We start from the raw sequence: 15,683 nt of genomic DNA, 5'->3' as shown, positions 1-15,683 counted from the left end.
CGCACTCGTCCGTTTGCACAAGGTTTTTTGCGGCGATTTGTTGTTGCGGGGAGGGTTTTAAAAGCAAAAGATCGCAGCCTTCGGCAACTCCTACAGGGTTATGTGCACACCTGTAGGAGCTGTCGAAGGCTGCGATCTTTTAAAAAAAAGCCCCGCATTGGCGGGGCTTTTTCTTAAGCCGGTTGCGCCTGCAAGCTCACAGGCTTGAGCGGCAGCAGCGGCGCGTGGGGATCGGCTTTCACCGAAGCGCGCCAGGCATCCAGCCACTCGGCGTGACCTTCGGCCCATACCTGCTCGTGCAGACGGGCCAGGGCCACCGGATCGCTCAGCAGTTGCAGGCGATCATGGTTGTTCAGCCCGGCCGGACCGACCTTGATCGCGTGACGCACACGCTCCTGACGCAGCCACTCGATCGGCTCGGCCTGACCGTGACGGGACGTCGCCAGCGAACACGCCAGGGCATTCTGCTGCGGATCAACTACGGCTCGGATGAAGCCGTCGTTCAGCGCGTGCCAACGGTTTTCGTGGGTGTACTGATCGGTCGCCAGCAGCGCCTGTGGCGGATTGTATTCCTCGGGGATGAGGAACAGGCTCTCGTCACGGGACTTGAGGCCCAGACCGACACGACTGGAAATCACCGACACCGGAATCGACAGCATCAGCGAACCGACGATCGGCACCAGCCACCACAGAAAGCTCGGGTTCAGCCAGATCACCAGCAGCGCCCAGCAGAAACCCAGCAAGGTCTGCGGACCGTGGCGCTTGACCGCCTCGCTCCATGGCGTGGAGTCGTCGTCACGCTGCGGCGAGTTCCAGGTCGCGGCCCAGCCGAGGAACGCGGCCAGGACGAAACGGGTGTGGAAAATCATCCGCACCGGTGCCAGCAGCATGGAGAACAGCATCTCCAGCAGCATCGACAGGGTCACCTTGAACTTGCCACCGAACTCTTTCGCGCCCTTGGCCCAGATCAGGATGATGCTCAGCAGTTTCGGCAGGAACAGCAGCACAATGGTCGTCGAGAACAGCGCGATCGCCTTGTCCGGGTGCCATTGCGGCCACAGCGGATAAAGCTGACGTGGTTCCAGGAAGTACTGTGGCTCCATCAGCGTGTTCACCGCCAGCAGCGCGGTCGACAGCACCAGGAAGAAGAACCACAACGGCGCCGACAGGTACGACATCACGCCAGTCAGGAACACCGCACGGTGCACCGGGTGCATGCCCTTGACCAGGAACAGGCGGAAGTTCATCAGGTTGCCGTGGCACCAGCGACGGTCACGCTTGAGTTCGTCGAGCAGGTTTGGCGGCAGTTCTTCGTAGCTGCCCGGCAGATCGTAGGCAATCCACACGCCCCAACCGGCACGACGCATCAGCGCGGCTTCAACGAAGTCGTGAGACAGGATCGCCCCGGAGAACGCACCTTTGCCCGGCAACGGCGCCAGGGCGCAGTGGTCGATGAACGGCTTCATGCGGATGATCGCGTTGTGACCCCAGTAGTGGGATTCACCCAACTGCCAGAAGTGCAGACCGGCGGTAAACAGCGGACCGTAAACGCGGGTGGCGAACTGCTGCATGCGCGCATACAGCGTGTCCATGCCCGACGCACGTGGCGCGGTCTGGATGATCCCGGCGTCCGGCGTGGCTTCCATCAGGCGTACCAGACTGGTCAGGCACTCGCCGCTCATCACCGAGTCGGCGTCGAGCACGACCATGTACTTGTAGTCACCGCCCCAACGACGGCAGAAGTCGTCGAGGTTGCCGCTCTTGCGTTTCACACGACGGCGACGGCGGCGATAGAAGATCTTGCCGAAGCCTTTGGCTTCGCGGCAGACGTCCAACCAGGCCTGTTGCTCGGCGACGCAGATATCGGTGTCGTTACTGTCGCTGAGGACGAAGAAGTCGAAGCGATCCAGATCACCGGTGGCCGCGACCGATTCGAAGGTGGCGCGCAGACCGGCGAATACCCGGGGCACGTCTTCGTTGCAGATCGGCATCACCAGCGCAGTACGGGCGTCCTTCGGAATCGGCTCGTTGCCAGCGCTTTTGCCGGAGATACGGTATTTGTCGTGACCGGTGAGCAACTCGAGGAAGCCCATCAGCGCCGTCCAGAAGCCGGCCGACACCCAGCAGAACAGAATCCCGAACAGAATCAGGATGCTGGTTTGCAGCGCATACGGCAGCACTTGCGTGGCGGTTTGCAGCAGCGGCTGGTGCAGAACCTCTTCAAGATCGACGAACGACCAGCCCTGGTACGGCATGATGCCTTTCATGTACCAGCCGGCGACGATGGTCTGGCCGAGCATCAGCAGCAACAGAATGTAGCGACGGATCGAACCGACGGTGCGCCAGCGCGCGGCCGGCAACACATTCGCATCTTTTGGCGGCTGCGGCGGGTTGGTGCGACCGGTCAGACGGCGCCAGCCACGCACCAGAATATTGGTGCGCCAGGGTTCTGGCACGACTTTGGTCCGGTGGATGGGCGGCGTCGCCTTCATGGCGACCCGGCCGCTGGCGTCGAGCACCAGCATTTCCGCCTCTTCCAGTTCCTCGGCGGTGCTCAGGGTCAGGCGCTTGCCCACCGAAGCCTGGGCGGCTTCGGCAGAGGCGTCGAACATTGGCGACGACAGGCGCTGGTGCAGTTCGCTGAAAGACTGGCAGCCCGCGAGTTCCGCGCGCTGCTCGTCGGTCATCGGCAGATGCGCCAGATACTCCGACAGAGTTTCTGGCTGTACTTGAGAGTTACTCATCGGCAGGCAACTGATAGCTCCAGGTCTCGGTCAGGACTTCTTCAGTCGGTGCCGATTCCGGTGTGGCTGGGGCCGCGTTCGCAGCCGCTGGCTGCTTGGCGTCTTTGTTGGCCTTGTCCTTGGCATCTGCGGCGGGCTTGGCGTCGGCCTGTTTGGCTTCAGCGGCCTTGGCTTCCTTGTCTTCCTTCTCTTGTTGCTTGGCGGCGATCTTGTCAGCCTTGGCCACCGACGAATTCGACGCCGGTACCGAAGATTTGGCCAGATCAGCGGTGACCACTGGCTGGACCAGGGCAGCACGCATCTCGGTGGACTTGCTCGCGTCCTTGATCTTCATCCGCAGGGTCAGGCGCCAGCCCTTGGTTTCCGGGTTGTAGCGCACGCTGTTCTCGACCAGCTCGGCGTTATCGCCAACGCTGACCTGACTGCGCACGTCGGCATCCGGCGCCAGGGCTGCCAGCGATGGACCTTCGAAGTCGACCAGGTAGGCGACGCTGCCGTCCGGCTGACGGATCAGGTTCGACTGCTTGACGTCACCGGTCGAACGCAGGGTCTGCTTGACCCAGGCGCTGTCGGGGGCGTGAATCGCCGCTTCGTCCATGGTCCAGTGCAAACGGTAGGCGAAGTCCAGCGGCTTGCCTGGCTCCGGCATGGTTTCCGGGCTCCAGAACGCAACGATGTTGTCGTTGGTTTCGTCGGCGGTCGGAATCTCTACCAGATCAACGGTGCCCTTGCCCCACTCGCCCTTCGGCTCGATCCAGGCGCTTGGGCGCTTGTCGTAGCGGTCGTCGAGGTCTTCGTAGTGGCTGAAGTCGCGGCCACGCTGCAGCAGACCGAAACCACGCGGGTTCTCGACGCTGAAGTTGCTCACGGCCAGGTGTTTCGGGTTGTTCAGCGGACGCCAGATCCACTCGCCGTTGCCGGCATGGATCGACAGACCGCTGGAGTCGTGCAGTTCACGACGGTAGTTGAGGACTTTCGACGGCTGGTTGGCGCCGAACAGGAACATGCTGGTCAACGGCGCGATGCCCAGTTTGCCGACCTTGTCACGCAGGAACATCTGCGCCTTGACGTCGACAATGGTGTCGCTGCCCGGACGCAGGATCAGACGGTAGGCACCGGTGGCGCGCGGCGAATCGAGCAGGGCGAAGATCACCAGGTGCTTGTCGCCCGGCTTCGGCTGCTGAATCCAGAACTCGCGGAAACGCGGAAACTCTTCGCCCGACGGCAGCGCGGTGTCGATCGCCAGACCACGGGCCGACAGACCGTAGGTGTGACCCTTGCCGACGACGCGGAAGTAGCTCGCGCCAAGCATGGTCATGATTTCGTCTTGCTTGTCGGCCTTGTTGATCGGGTACAGCACACGGAAACCGGCGTAGCCCAGCTGCTCGGTGGCCTTCGGATCGAACTTGAGGTCGCCAAAATCGAAGCGGGTCGGATCGTATTTGATCTCTTCGACGGTGTTCGCCGTGATTTCGTTGATTTTCACCGGCGTATCGAAGTGCATGCCCTGGTGATAGAAGGACAGCTTGAACGGGGTCTTCTGATCGGCCCACTCAGCCTTTTCGGTGAGGAAGCGGATTTTCTGATAGTCCGCGAATTTCATGTCGCGGAATTCGTTCGGCAGGTTGCTGCGCGGGGCTTCGAATTTCTGCCCGGCGAGCTCTTTAGCCTTGGCTGATACATCGTCAAGATTGAACGCCCAAAGCTGGCCGGCGCTGAGCAGGCACAGGAGCGCCGAACCCGCTACCAGGGCACTTCGCATGCGTTTGGCAGACATTTTTGCTGCATTACAGGGACTAACAATCACGAGCAACCCTCGCCGAAAACAGATCAAAAAACCAACGGCCAGCTATCTATATGCCAGGTTGGCGAGCATTGTTCCGACTCCACTGGGGCAAAATGATTCCCCAATCGGATCCAGACAAGTCTCTACCTAAGTCAAAAATGGACCAGCGAACGCTGATCCCCATAGCGCGCGATTATCTAGTAGCCCGCGTGACAACGCATCAGGGGTAACAAAGTATTTATCGCGAAAAACGCCTGTTTTCAGTCGAAAAGCCTTTGAAAAGATGTTTCAAGCGCTTTCATGTCTGTAACAGGAAGGTTACCGGGCCATCGTTGACCAGGTGCACCTGCATATCCGCGCCGAATCTACCTGATGCCACAGTGCCATGCATCTGTTTCGCTTTGCTGAATAGATAGTCGAACAATTCCTCGCCCAATGCCGGAGGGGCTGCGGTCGAGAAACTCGGACGCAACCCGCTCTTGGTGTCGGCAGCCAGGGTGAACTGAGAGACCAGCAGCAACCCGCCGCCCACATCCGCCAGGGACAGATTCATCTTGCCCTCGGCGTCACTGAATACCCGATAGTTAAGCAGCTTATGCAGAAGTTTGTCGGCACTGGCACGGGTGTCGTCGGGTTCGACCGCCACCAGCACCAGCAAACCCTGATCCACCGCGCCGACTATTTCTCCCGCGACTTCGACCCGCGCACCGCGCACGCGCTGTAGCAGCCCCTTCATGCTTCTTCAGGCGGCAGGTCGAGCAGGCGGCGGGCCATGTTGCTCGCGGCACGCACCAGCGCGTCGGTAATGCCTGGCTCGGAGGCGGCGTGGCCAGCATCGCGAATCACCTGCAGCTCGCTGTTCGGCCAGGCCTGATGCAATTCCCAGGCGTTGTCCAGCGGGCAGATCACGTCGTAGCGACCGTGAATGATCACCCCCGGCAGATGAGCGATCTTGCCCATGTCGCGGATCAGCTGGTTCGGCTCGAGGAACGCATTGTTGGTGAAGTAGTGGCATTCGATCCGCGCGATCGACAGGGCGCGCTGCGGCTCGGAGAAACGGTCGACCACCAGCGGGTTCGGCCGCAGGGTCGCGGTGCGCCCTTCCCACGTCGACCAGGCCTTGGCCGCGTGCATCTGGGCGATCTGATCATTACCGACCAGGCGCTTGTGGAAAGCGCTGAGCAGATCGTCGCGCTCGTCCAGCGGGATCGGCGCGATGTAGTCCTGCCAGTAATCAGGAAACAGACGGCTGGCACCGGCCTGATAGAACCACTCGATTTCCTGCGGACGGCAGAGAAAGATCCCACGCAGGATCAGACCGTGAACACGCTCCGGATGGGTTTGTGCGTAGGCCAGCGCCAGGGTCGAGCCCCACGAACCGCCGAACAGCACCCATTTGTCGATGCCCAGGTGCTTGCGGATACGCTCGAGGTCGGCGACCAGATCCCAGGTGGTGTTGTTTTCCAGGCTGGCGTGGGGGGTGGAGCGTCCGCAGCCGCGCTGGTCGAAGGTGACAATGCGATACAGATTCGGGTCGAAATAGCGACGGCTCTGCGCGTCGCAACCGGCGCCGGGGCCACCGTGGATGAACACCACCGGCAAGCCTTCCGGCGAACCGCTTTCGTCGACGTACAGCGTGTGGGTGTCATCGACAGCCAGATCGTGCCGGGCATGGGGTTTGATCTGCGGAAACAATGTCTGCATTGCGTGCTCCGTAAGGGGTCGAGGTCATCCCTGGGGGGACTTCTATTATTCTGCCGTCCGGCATCATAAACCCGATTTACATCAATGAGCATGCCCGCACGCAGTCACAATTTGTCAGCCATGAACCTCAACAGGTTTTCGTAGAGCCGGTCGACCTCGGCGACCTGACCTCGCGCACGCAAACAACCGTGCACCAACCCTTCGCCGTAATAGAGCGAAGCGTCTGTGCCGGCGCTGGCCAGTCGTTCGGCGTAGCGCACGCCGTCGTCGCGCAGCGGATCGAATTGCGCCACGGCGATCCAGGCTGGCGGCAAACCACTGAAATCGTCAGCGAGCAGCGGCATGGCATAAGCATCCGGCCGAGGGCTGCCGCGCAGGTATAACGCGTGATAGCTGTGCACATCATGGCTGCCGAGCAACGGTGCATCGGCGCATTCGCTGCGTGACGGCAACCGGTCGTCACCGCCAAGGCCGGGATAGATCAGCACTTGAGCCGCCGGCATTGCCTCGCCGGCATCGCGCAACGCCAGGCACAACGCGGCGGCGAGATTGCCACCGGCGCTGTCGCCGGCTACCAGCAGTTTCTGCGGGTCAAACCAGAACGGCCCGCTGCGCAACGCGCGCCAGACACTCAGGCAATCTTCGAACCCCGCCGGGTATGGATGTTCTGGCGCCAGCCGATAATCCACCGCCACCACCATCGCACCCAGCGCCATGGCTAGCTCGAAACAGATGAAGTCGTGAGAGTCGAGCCCACCGACGACCCAACCACCGCCATGCAAGTACAACACGCAAGGCCAGCCGCTGGCCGGTGGCTTGAGCGGCGGCCGGTAGGAACGCACCGGTACGCCGCTCAACTGGAAGTCGACGACCTCCAGCCCTGCGGGCCGTTCAGGGGTGAAGACCCGACACATGGCGTCATAGGCCTGGCGCAGTCCTGCGAGACTGCTGTCATCACTGACGAAACTTTCAGTTCGGGTAACGAAGGCCGCCATGGCCGGCGTCAGCGGATAATGGCTCATCAGTTTTTCAGACTGGCCTGAACCGCGCCCACGCCATCCTTGCCATCGAAACTGCTGACCCCGGCCAGCCAGCGCTGCAGATCCTCGGGGTGTTCACGCAGCCAGTTCTTCGCCACTTCCTGCGGCGTCTTGCGCGCCATGATCGGTACCATCAGCTGGCTTTCCTGGGCGGCAGTGAATGTCAGGTTTTGCAGCAGGCGATGGACGTTCGGGCAGCGTTCGGCGTAATCCGGCGCGGTCACGGTGGACACGGTGGCGGCGCCTTCGTTGGGGCCGTAGACGTCTTCGCTGCCGGTCAGGTAGGTGATCTTCATGTTGATGTTCATCGGGTGCGGGGTCCAGCCGACGAACACCACAAACTCCTTGCGATTCACCGCGCGTTGCACAGCGGCGAGCATGCCTGCCTCACCGGACTCGATGATCTTGAAATCCTTCAGACCGAAGTGGTTGGTCTCGATCATGCTCTTGATGGTGGTGTTGGCCCCACTGCCCGGCTCGATGCCGTAGATCTTGCCGCCCAACTGATCCTTGAACTTCGCGATGTCGGCGAAGGTTTTCAACCCGGCCGCCGCCACGTAATCCGGCACCGCCAGCGTCGCCTGAGCATCTGCCAGACTCGGCTTGTCCAGGACTTTGACCTGGTTGGCAGCGAGGAAGGGTGCAATGTTGTTGTCCATCGCCGGTCTCCAGTAGCCGAGGAAGATGTCCAGACGCTTGTCGCGAATGCCGGCAAAGATGATCTGCTGCACCGCGCTGGTCTGCTTGCTGTCGTAGCCGAGACCATTGAGCAACACATCGGCCATGCCGCTGGTGGCGATCACGTCGGTCCAGTTGACCACGCCCATGCGCACGGTTTTGCAGGAGGCGTCGTCATTGGCCATGACGCCAGCGCTGAACAGCGCGCTACCGGTGAGGATTAACGCACAACGAGTGAAGAGCTTTTTCATTCGGGGGTTCTCGTGCGGCAGCGGATTATTGTCAGGTCGGTGTCTGGTGCACCGTGGCCGCAACATTACGCAGGCGACGAGAGGGAAAGATGAACGGTGGCGACTGTGTTTTGCACAGCGGCGACCCGGACGGACCACCGCCCCCTCGTGGGAGCGAGCTTGCTCGTGAATGCGGTGAATCAGTCACCTCATAATCGACTGACACGATGCTTTCGCGAGCAAGCTCGCTCTCACAGGGGGTGTGGGTCTGTGTTCAGGATGGGTAGTGGCTCTCGCCCCAGGCGAGCAAACCCTGCAGCAACGCCTTGAGCACCACCCGCGTCGGCTCCGCCAGATCGGCGCGGTAGCGGAAAGGTTCGAACTCTTCCATGTAGGTGCTCTGGCACAGCTCCAGTTGCACGGCGTGGATGTGCTCGGCCGGGTTGCCGTAATGGCGGGTAATGTGGCCGCCCTTGAAGCGCCCGTTGAGCACGTGGCTGTAAGGGTCGTGACGGGCGCAGATGGCTTCCAGTTGCGTCGCCAGTTGTGGATCGCAACTGGCGCCGTTGAAGGTGCCGAGGTTGAAATCCGGCAGTTTGCCGTCGAACAGGTGCGGGATGACCGAGCGGATCGAGTGCGCGTCGAACAGCAGCGCATAGCCGAACTCAGCCTTCAGCCGCGCCAGCTCTTGCTGCAGGGTGCGGTGATAGGGCGTCCAGATCTGTTCCAGATAGGTCGCGCGCTCCTCTTTCGAAGGCTCCAGGCCTTCCTTGAACAACGGGATACCGTCAAACAGCGTCGCCGGGTACAGCCCGGTGGTGGCGCCGGCGTACAGCGGTTTGTCGTCGGACGGGCGGTTCAGGTCGATGACAAACCGCGAGTACTCGGCGGCCAACGTGCTGGCGCCCAACGCCTCGGCAAAATCGTAAAGCTGCGGAATGTGCCAGTCGGTGTCCGGCAGGCTTTTCGCGTCCGGGATCAATCCGGCCTCGACCGCCGGGGTCAGACGTACGCCAGCGTGAGGCATGCTGATCAGCAGCGGCACGCGACCTTGTTTGAAGTTCAGAACCTTATCCACAACCGCTCTCCTACAGACTTGATTCAACGCCGTGACGCACGACGCGTTTGTCCAGATCGCCCCCGAGCCAATAGGCCAGGTCTGCCGGGCGGTCGATCTGCCAGGCGACAAAGTCCGCGACCTTGCCGACTTCCAGCGAACCGTGGGTGTCAGCCATGCCCAGCGCTTGCGCCGCGTGGAGGGTCGCGCCCGCCAGGGCTTCTTCCGGGGTCATGCGGAAACAGGTGCAGGCCATGTTCAGCATCAGGCGCAACGACAGCGCCGGCGAGGTGCCGGGGTTGAGGTCGCTGGCGATGGCGATTTTCACCTTGTGCTTGCGCAGGGCGTCCATCGGTGGCAACTGGGTTTCGCGAAGGAAATAGAACGCGCCCGGCAACAGCACGGCGACGGTGTCGGCTTTGGCCATGGCGATGGCGTCGTCTTCATCCATGAACTCCAGGTGATCGGCGGACAACGCCTTATAGCGCGCAGCCAGGCTGGAGCCATGCAGTGACGACAATTGTTCGGCATGCAGCTTTACCGGCAGACCAAGCTTTTGCGCGGTGATGAATACCCGCTCGACCTGCTCCGGCGAGAACGCCAGGTACTCGCAGAACGCATCCACGGCGTCGACCAGACCTTCGGCGGCCAATGCCGGGAGCATCTCGGCGCAGATGTGCTCGATGTAGTCGTCAGCGCGATCCTTGTACTCCGGCGGCAAGGCGTGGGCGGCCAGACAGGTGCTGCGCACGCTGATCGGCAGTTGCGCGGCGAGCCGGCGAATGACCCGCAGGATCTTGCGTTCGCTGGCCAGATCCAGACCGTAGCCGGACTTCATCTCGACCGTGGTCACGCCGTCGCGCATCAGGCTTTTCAAACGCTTGGCGGCGCTGGCGAACAGCTCGTCTTCGCTCGCTTCACGGGTGGCGCGCACAGTGCTGGCGATACCGCCGCCCTGCGCCGCGATCTCGGCATAGCTGACGCCTTGCAGACGCTTTTCGAATTCGCCGCTGCGGTTGCCGCCGAACACCGTGTGGGTGTGGCAGTCGATCAGGCCGGGGGTGACCCACGCGCCTTGCAGGTCGTTGACCGCCGGGTATTCGCCAGAGGGCAATTGATTGCGCGGGCCGATCCACTCGATGTGCGCACCGGACGTCACAATGGCCGCATCCTCGATGATCGAGTAGACGCCTTGCGCCATGGTTGCGACGTGGCAGTGTTGCCAGAGGGTTTTCATCCCTTAGTCTCCACAGTATTCAAAATCGATTTCGCGAGCAGGCTCGCTCCCACAGTTGAAATGCATTCCCCTGTGGGAGCGAGCCTGCTCGCGAAGAGGCCATTACAGGCTAGGCAGTAATTTCGCCGGAACCCATTCGCTCAAGCACCGCGAAGCCAACAACTCGGTCGCCGCATTGATGTCCGGCGCAAAGAAGCGATCCTTCTCATAGAACGGCACTTCGCGGCGCAGAATCGCCCGCGCCTGTTCCAGCTTGGCCGAGGTCTTCAGACCATTGCGCAGGTCCAGCCCCTGCACCGCCGCCAGCCATTCCACCGCGAGAATCCCGCGGGTGTTCTCGGCCATTTCCCACAGGCGCTTGCCGGCGGCCGGAGCCATCGACACGTGGTCTTCCTGGTTGGCCGAGGTCGGCAGGCTGTCGACCGAATGCGGATGGGCCAGCGCCTTGTTCTCGCTGGCCAGTGCCGCGGCGGTCACCTGAGCGATCATGAAGCCCGAGTTGACGCCGCCATTGGCCACCAGAAACGGCGGCAGTTGCGACATGTGCTTGTCCATCATCAGCGAGATACGGCGTTCGCTCAGCGAGCCGATTTCAGCAATGGCCAGGGCCATGTTGTCGGCGGCCATGGCCACCGGCTCGGCGTGGAAGTTACCGCCGGAAATCACATCGCCTTCAGCGGCGAACACCAACGGGTTGTCGGAGACGGCGTTGGCTTCGACCACCAGCACATCGGCGGCCTGACGGAACTGGGTCAGGCAGGCGCCCATGACCTGTGGCTGGCAACGCAGCGAGTACGGGTCCTGCACCTTCTCGCAGTTCTGGTGCGAATCGGAGACTTCGCTGCGCTCGCCGAGCAGATCACGGTAAGCGGCAGCGGCATCGATCTGGCCTTTCTGACCGCGAGCGGCGTGAATACGTGCATCGAACGGCGAGCGAGAACCGAGCACCGCTTCCACCGTCAGACCGCCGATTGCCAGCGCACCGGCAAACAGGTCCTCACCTTCAAACAGACCACGCAGGGCAAATGCGGTGGACACCTGAGTGCCGTTGAGCAGCGCCAGACCTTCTTTCGCCGCCAGCGTCAGCGGGGTCAGACCGGCGACTTTCAGCGCCTCAGTCGCTTCCATCCACTCGCCCTTGTAACGCGCCTTGCCTTCGCCCAGCAGCACCAGCGACATGTGCGCCAGCGGCGCGAGGTCACCGGATGCGCCGACCGAACCTTTGAGCGGAATGTGCGGGTACACCTCGGCGTTGATCAGCGCGATCAGCGCGTCGATCACCACGCGGCGGATCCCGGAGAAACCACGGCTGAGGCTGTTGACCTTGAGCACCATGATCAGCCGCACCAGCTCATCGCTGATCGGCTGGCCGACGCCGGCCGCATGCGACAGCACCAGCGAACGCTGGAGGTTTTCCAGGTCTTCGCTGGCGATGCGGGTCGAGGCCAGCAGGCCGAAACCGGTGTTGATGCCGTAGGCGGTGCGATTCTCGGCGAGGATCTGCTCGACACACGCAACGCTGGCCTCGATCTGCGCGGAGGCGCTGTGGTCGAGGGTCAGCTTGACCGGTTGCTGATAAACGTCACGCAGTTGGGCCAGGCTCAATTGGCCGGGAATCAGGTTCAGCGCAGTCATTTAAATGCTCCTGTTTAGGCATTGTTATTAACTACCAGTCGCTCCGGAGCATTCCGTTATCCGTCGTTTCTCGTCTTGTGGACGATCCACGCCTTGGCACGCTGGTATGGGTATTGTCAGTGCAGATTCGGTAATACGTTGTGCAGCGAATCCGGGTGCTTCAGAACGCTTGCGGCGGCAGCGATGTCCGGCGCAAGCCAGCGATCCTGATCGTAGGCCGGGACGGTTTCACGCAGCAGGCGCCACGCCCGGTCGGTGCCCGCGCCAAAGCGCTGCGCCTTGAGAAATTCAAAGGCCTGCGCCGCCAGCAGGTACTCGATGGCGAGGATCTGCGTGCAGTTTTCCAGGGCGCGGTGCAGCTTCAGCGCAGCGCTGGTGCCCATGCTCAAGTGGTCTTCCTGCAGGCCCGAGGTGACGTAGTTGTCGAGCACCGCCGGTTGCGCCAGTTGGCGGTTCTCGGCACACAGCGAGGCGGCGACGTATTGCACGATCATCATCCCGGAGTTCACCCCCGGATTGGCCACCAGAAACGCCGGCAGACCGCTGACATGCGGGTTGACCAGGCGATCGAGACGACGCTCGGCAATCGAGCCGATTTCGGCCATGGCAATCGCCAGCAGATCCGCTGCCATCGCCACTGACTGGCCGTGCGGGTTAGCCTGCGACATCACCCGGAAGTTGTCCGGCGTGCCCAGCAGCAACGGGTTATCGGTGCAGCCATTGAGTTCGGCTTCCACCTGCCTGATCGCATGTTCCAGTTGATCGCGCGCTGCGCCGTGCACCTGCGGGATCGAGCGGATGCTCAGCGCATCCTGAGTGCGAATGCCTTTGCTGGTCGCGATCACTTCACTGCCATCGAGTAACGCACGCAGATTGCTCCCGACCTGCTGCATGCCCGGGTGCGGTTTGAGCGCGATGATCTCGGCGTCGAACGCGGCGATCTGGCCGCGCTGGGCTTCGAAGCTCATGGCGCCGATCACGTCGGCCCATTGCACCAGTCGCGTCGCATCGGCAATCGCCAGGCAGCTGAGGCCGGTCATGCACGGCGTGCCGTTGACCAGGCACAAACCGTCCTTTGCGCCGAGCTGCACCGGTTGCAGGCCTTCTTCGGCCAACGCCTGCTGCGCCGAGATGATTTGCCCGCGATAGCTGACATTGCCCACGCCCAGCAGCGCGATGCCGATGTGCGCCATGTGCGTCAGGTAACCCACCGAACCTTGCGACGGCACCTGCGGGGTGATGCCCCGATTGAGCAGCGCCAGCAACGCTTCGACCACGCGGCGATGAATACCGGATTTGCCGTGGCTGTAGTTGTGAATCGCCGCGCAGATGATCGCGCGGGTCTGCTCATCGGGCAGCACCGGGCCGACACCACAGGCGTGACTGAGCAAGGTGTTGCGCGAGAGCTGGCTGAGTTGTTCGTCCTTCAGCGAGACATTGGACAAACCACCCAGGCCGGTATTGACGCCATAAGCACGCTCGCCGCTTTCGACGATGCGCTGGACGATGCCCTGAGCGTTTTCGATGCGTGCCCAGGTTTCGCTCGACAGTTCCAGTTGCGCGCCATGACGGGCGACGGCGACCACGTCCTGCCAGTGCAGGGGGCTGCCGGTGATGATGATTTTTTCAGCCTGGGACATCTAAAACCTCATGCCTATTCTGTTTATACACCCTGTGGCGAGGGGATTTATCCCCGATGGGCTGCGCAGCAGCCCCAAAACCTGCAGCCAGGATGTTTCAGGTGCACCGCATGCAATGTTTGGGGGCGGCTTCGCCACCCATCGGGGATAAATCCCCTCGCCACAAAGGCAATCCATTTCAGACTACTGCCGCCCGCCGCTGCACGAACCGGTCAACATACTCATCCGCCGGCGAATGCAGGATCTCTCTCGGGGTGCCGACCTGAATCAGGCGGCCGTCCTTGAGGATCGCGATGCGGTTGCCGATGCGCACGGCTTCGTCGAGGTCGTGGGTAATGAAGACGATGGTCTTGTGCAGGGTCTTTTGCAGCTCCAGCAACTGGTCCTGCATCTCGGCGCGGATCAGCGGATCGAGCGCACTGAACGCTTCGTCCATCAGGATAATGTCGGTGTCCGCCGCCAGCGCGCGGGCCAGGCCGACACGCTGACGCATGCCGCCGGAGAGCTGATGCGGGTATTTGTTTTCGTAGCCTTTGAGGCCCACGGTGTTGATCCATTGCAGCGCACGTTCGGCGCACAGTTGCTTGCTCTCGCCGCGCACTTTCAGGCCGTAGGCGACGTTCTCGATCACGGTCTTGTGCGGCAGTAGGCCGAAGCTCTGGAACACCATGCTGATCTTGTGCCGGCGAAATTCGCGCAGCGCTTCCATGTCGTATTGCAGGATGTCCACGCCGTCGACCAGGATCGCGCCGCTGGTGGGGTCGATCAGGCGATTGAAGTGGCGCACCAGCGTCGATTTGCCGGAACCGGACAGGCCCATGATCACGAAGATCTCGCCAGTGCCGATGCTCAGCGACAGGTCGTTGACCCCGACCACACAACCGGTTTCGTTCAGCACCTGATCCTTGGTCTTGCCCTGGCCGACCATCGCCAAGGCGTCCTTGGCGCGGTTGCCGAATATCTTGAAGACGTTTTTGACTTCGATCTTGCTCACGGTTGCGTTGTTCATTTGCTCACCTCATGCCGTGGCCGACCGTACGCCTGAGTAATGCGGTCGATGACCACTGCGAGAATCACGATCGCCAGACCGGCTTCGAGGCCGCGTCCGACGTTGAGGGTCTGAATCCCCACCAGTACGTCTTCACCCAGACCTCGGGCGCCGATCATCGAGGCGATCACCACCATCGACAGGGCCATCATCGTGGTTTGGTTGATCCCGGCCATGATGCTCGGCAGAGCCAGCGGCAGTTGCACACCGAACAGTTGCTGCCAGCGGTTGGCACCGAAGGCGTTGATCGCCTCCATCACTTCACCGTCGACCTGGCGAATGCCCAGATCGGTCAGGCGAATCAGCGGCGGCGCGGCGTAGATCACCGTGGCGAAAATCGCCGGGACCTTGCCCAGGCCGAACAGCATCAGCACCGGAATCAGGTACACGAAGCTGGGCATGGTCTGCATGATGTCGAGCAGCGGCATCAGCACCGAACGCAGGCGATTGCTACGCGCCGAGAGAATCCCCAGCGGAATGCCGATCAGCACCGAAATGATCGTCGCGACCATCATCAACGCCAGCGTCTGCATGAGTTTGTCCCACAGGCCGACAGCGCCCACCAGGAACAGCAGACCGACGATGACGGCGGTGGTCACGACTTTACGCGTGGCGTGCCAGGCGACCACGCCAACGATCGCCAGCATCAACCACCACGGCGCGGCACGCAGCAGGCCTTCGAGGTTGACGATGGCCCACAGCAGCGTGTCGGAGATATGGCGGAACACATCACCATAATTGGTGACCAGCGAATCGACCCAACCGTTGACCCAGTCGGCGATGGAAAAGGTAAAGCTTTCGGGAAACATAAGCGGCTCTCAATCAGAAATCTCAATCAAGCGATGACGGCATATCTCCCGGCCAGCCTCACGGTTGACCGGGAG

At 61.9% G+C, this 15,683-nt stretch carries 12 protein-coding genes; all 12 read right to left on the bottom strand.

Translation table 11 applies throughout. The features are described from left to right. Positions 1–173 precede the first annotated feature (173 nt). Entirely contained in the window at positions 174–2,744 is a 2,571-nt protein-coding gene (gene mdoH, locus ACYZUM_RS28915; RefSeq protein WP_108181431.1) for a glucans biosynthesis glucosyltransferase MdoH, read from the bottom strand. Beyond that, a complete protein-coding gene (locus tag ACYZUM_RS28910) occupies positions 2,737–4,521 on the bottom strand; it encodes a glucan biosynthesis protein G (RefSeq protein ID WP_161794907.1) in 1,785 nt (594 codons plus the stop codon). Before ACYZUM_RS28910 ends, mdoH begins: the two co-directional genes overlap by 8 nt. Positions 4,522–4,828: 307 nt before the next feature. Beyond that, entirely contained in the window at positions 4,829–5,266 is a 438-nt protein-coding gene (gene dtd / locus ACYZUM_RS28905) for a D-aminoacyl-tRNA deacylase (RefSeq protein ID WP_041071491.1), read from the bottom strand. Continuing rightward, positions 5,263–6,234 (bottom strand): prolyl aminopeptidase, encoded by a 972-nt coding sequence (gene pip / locus ACYZUM_RS28900; protein ID WP_003220824.1) that lies wholly within the window; start codon positions 6,232–6,234, stop codon positions 5,263–5,265. The genes dtd and pip overlap by 4 nt, the downstream gene beginning before the upstream one ends. 104 nt (positions 6,235–6,338) lie before the next feature. Beyond that, positions 6,339–7,256: an alpha/beta hydrolase gene (locus tag ACYZUM_RS28895; protein WP_108181430.1), complete on the bottom strand. Its 918-nt coding sequence runs from the start codon at positions 7,254–7,256 to the stop codon at positions 6,339–6,341. Beyond that, the gene (locus tag ACYZUM_RS28890) at positions 7,256–8,203 is read right to left on the bottom strand and encodes a choline ABC transporter substrate-binding protein (RefSeq protein WP_108181429.1); all 948 of its coding nucleotides are present in this window, start codon (positions 8,201–8,203) and stop codon (positions 7,256–7,258) included. The genes ACYZUM_RS28895 and ACYZUM_RS28890 overlap by 1 nt, the downstream gene beginning before the upstream one ends. 253 nt (positions 8,204–8,456) lie before the next feature. After that, positions 8,457–9,260, bottom strand: a complete 804-nt coding sequence (gene hutG / locus ACYZUM_RS28885; RefSeq protein WP_108181428.1) for an N-formylglutamate deformylase — start codon at positions 9,258–9,260, stop codon at positions 8,457–8,459. 10 nt (positions 9,261–9,270) lie between these two features. Beyond that, a complete protein-coding gene (gene hutI / locus ACYZUM_RS28880) occupies positions 9,271–10,476 on the bottom strand; it encodes an imidazolonepropionase (RefSeq protein ID WP_108181427.1) in 1,206 nt (401 codons plus the stop codon). Between the two features lie 102 nt (positions 10,477–10,578). Then, positions 10,579–12,111, bottom strand: a complete 1,533-nt coding sequence (hutH, locus tag ACYZUM_RS28875; protein WP_108181426.1) for a histidine ammonia-lyase — start codon at positions 12,109–12,111, stop codon at positions 10,579–10,581. Positions 12,112–12,227: 116 nt separating this feature from the next. Further along, entirely contained in the window at positions 12,228–13,751 is a 1,524-nt protein-coding gene (gene hutH / locus ACYZUM_RS28870) for a histidine ammonia-lyase (protein ID WP_108181425.1), read from the bottom strand. A gap of 178 nt (positions 13,752–13,929) precedes the next feature. After that, positions 13,930–14,760: a quaternary amine ABC transporter ATP-binding protein gene (locus ACYZUM_RS28865; RefSeq protein ID WP_108181424.1), complete on the bottom strand. Its 831-nt coding sequence runs from the start codon at positions 14,758–14,760 to the stop codon at positions 13,930–13,932. After that, positions 14,757–15,608: an ABC transporter permease gene (locus ACYZUM_RS28860; protein WP_007949591.1), complete on the bottom strand. Its 852-nt coding sequence runs from the start codon at positions 15,606–15,608 to the stop codon at positions 14,757–14,759. Before ACYZUM_RS28860 ends, ACYZUM_RS28865 begins: the two co-directional genes overlap by 4 nt. Positions 15,609–15,683: the final 75 nt, after the last annotated feature.

Source organism: Pseudomonas sp. m6p, assembly GCF_055760375.1.
The sequence above is the reverse complement of the archived record's forward strand: the minus strand, read 5'-3'. Positions and strand labels throughout refer to the sequence as shown.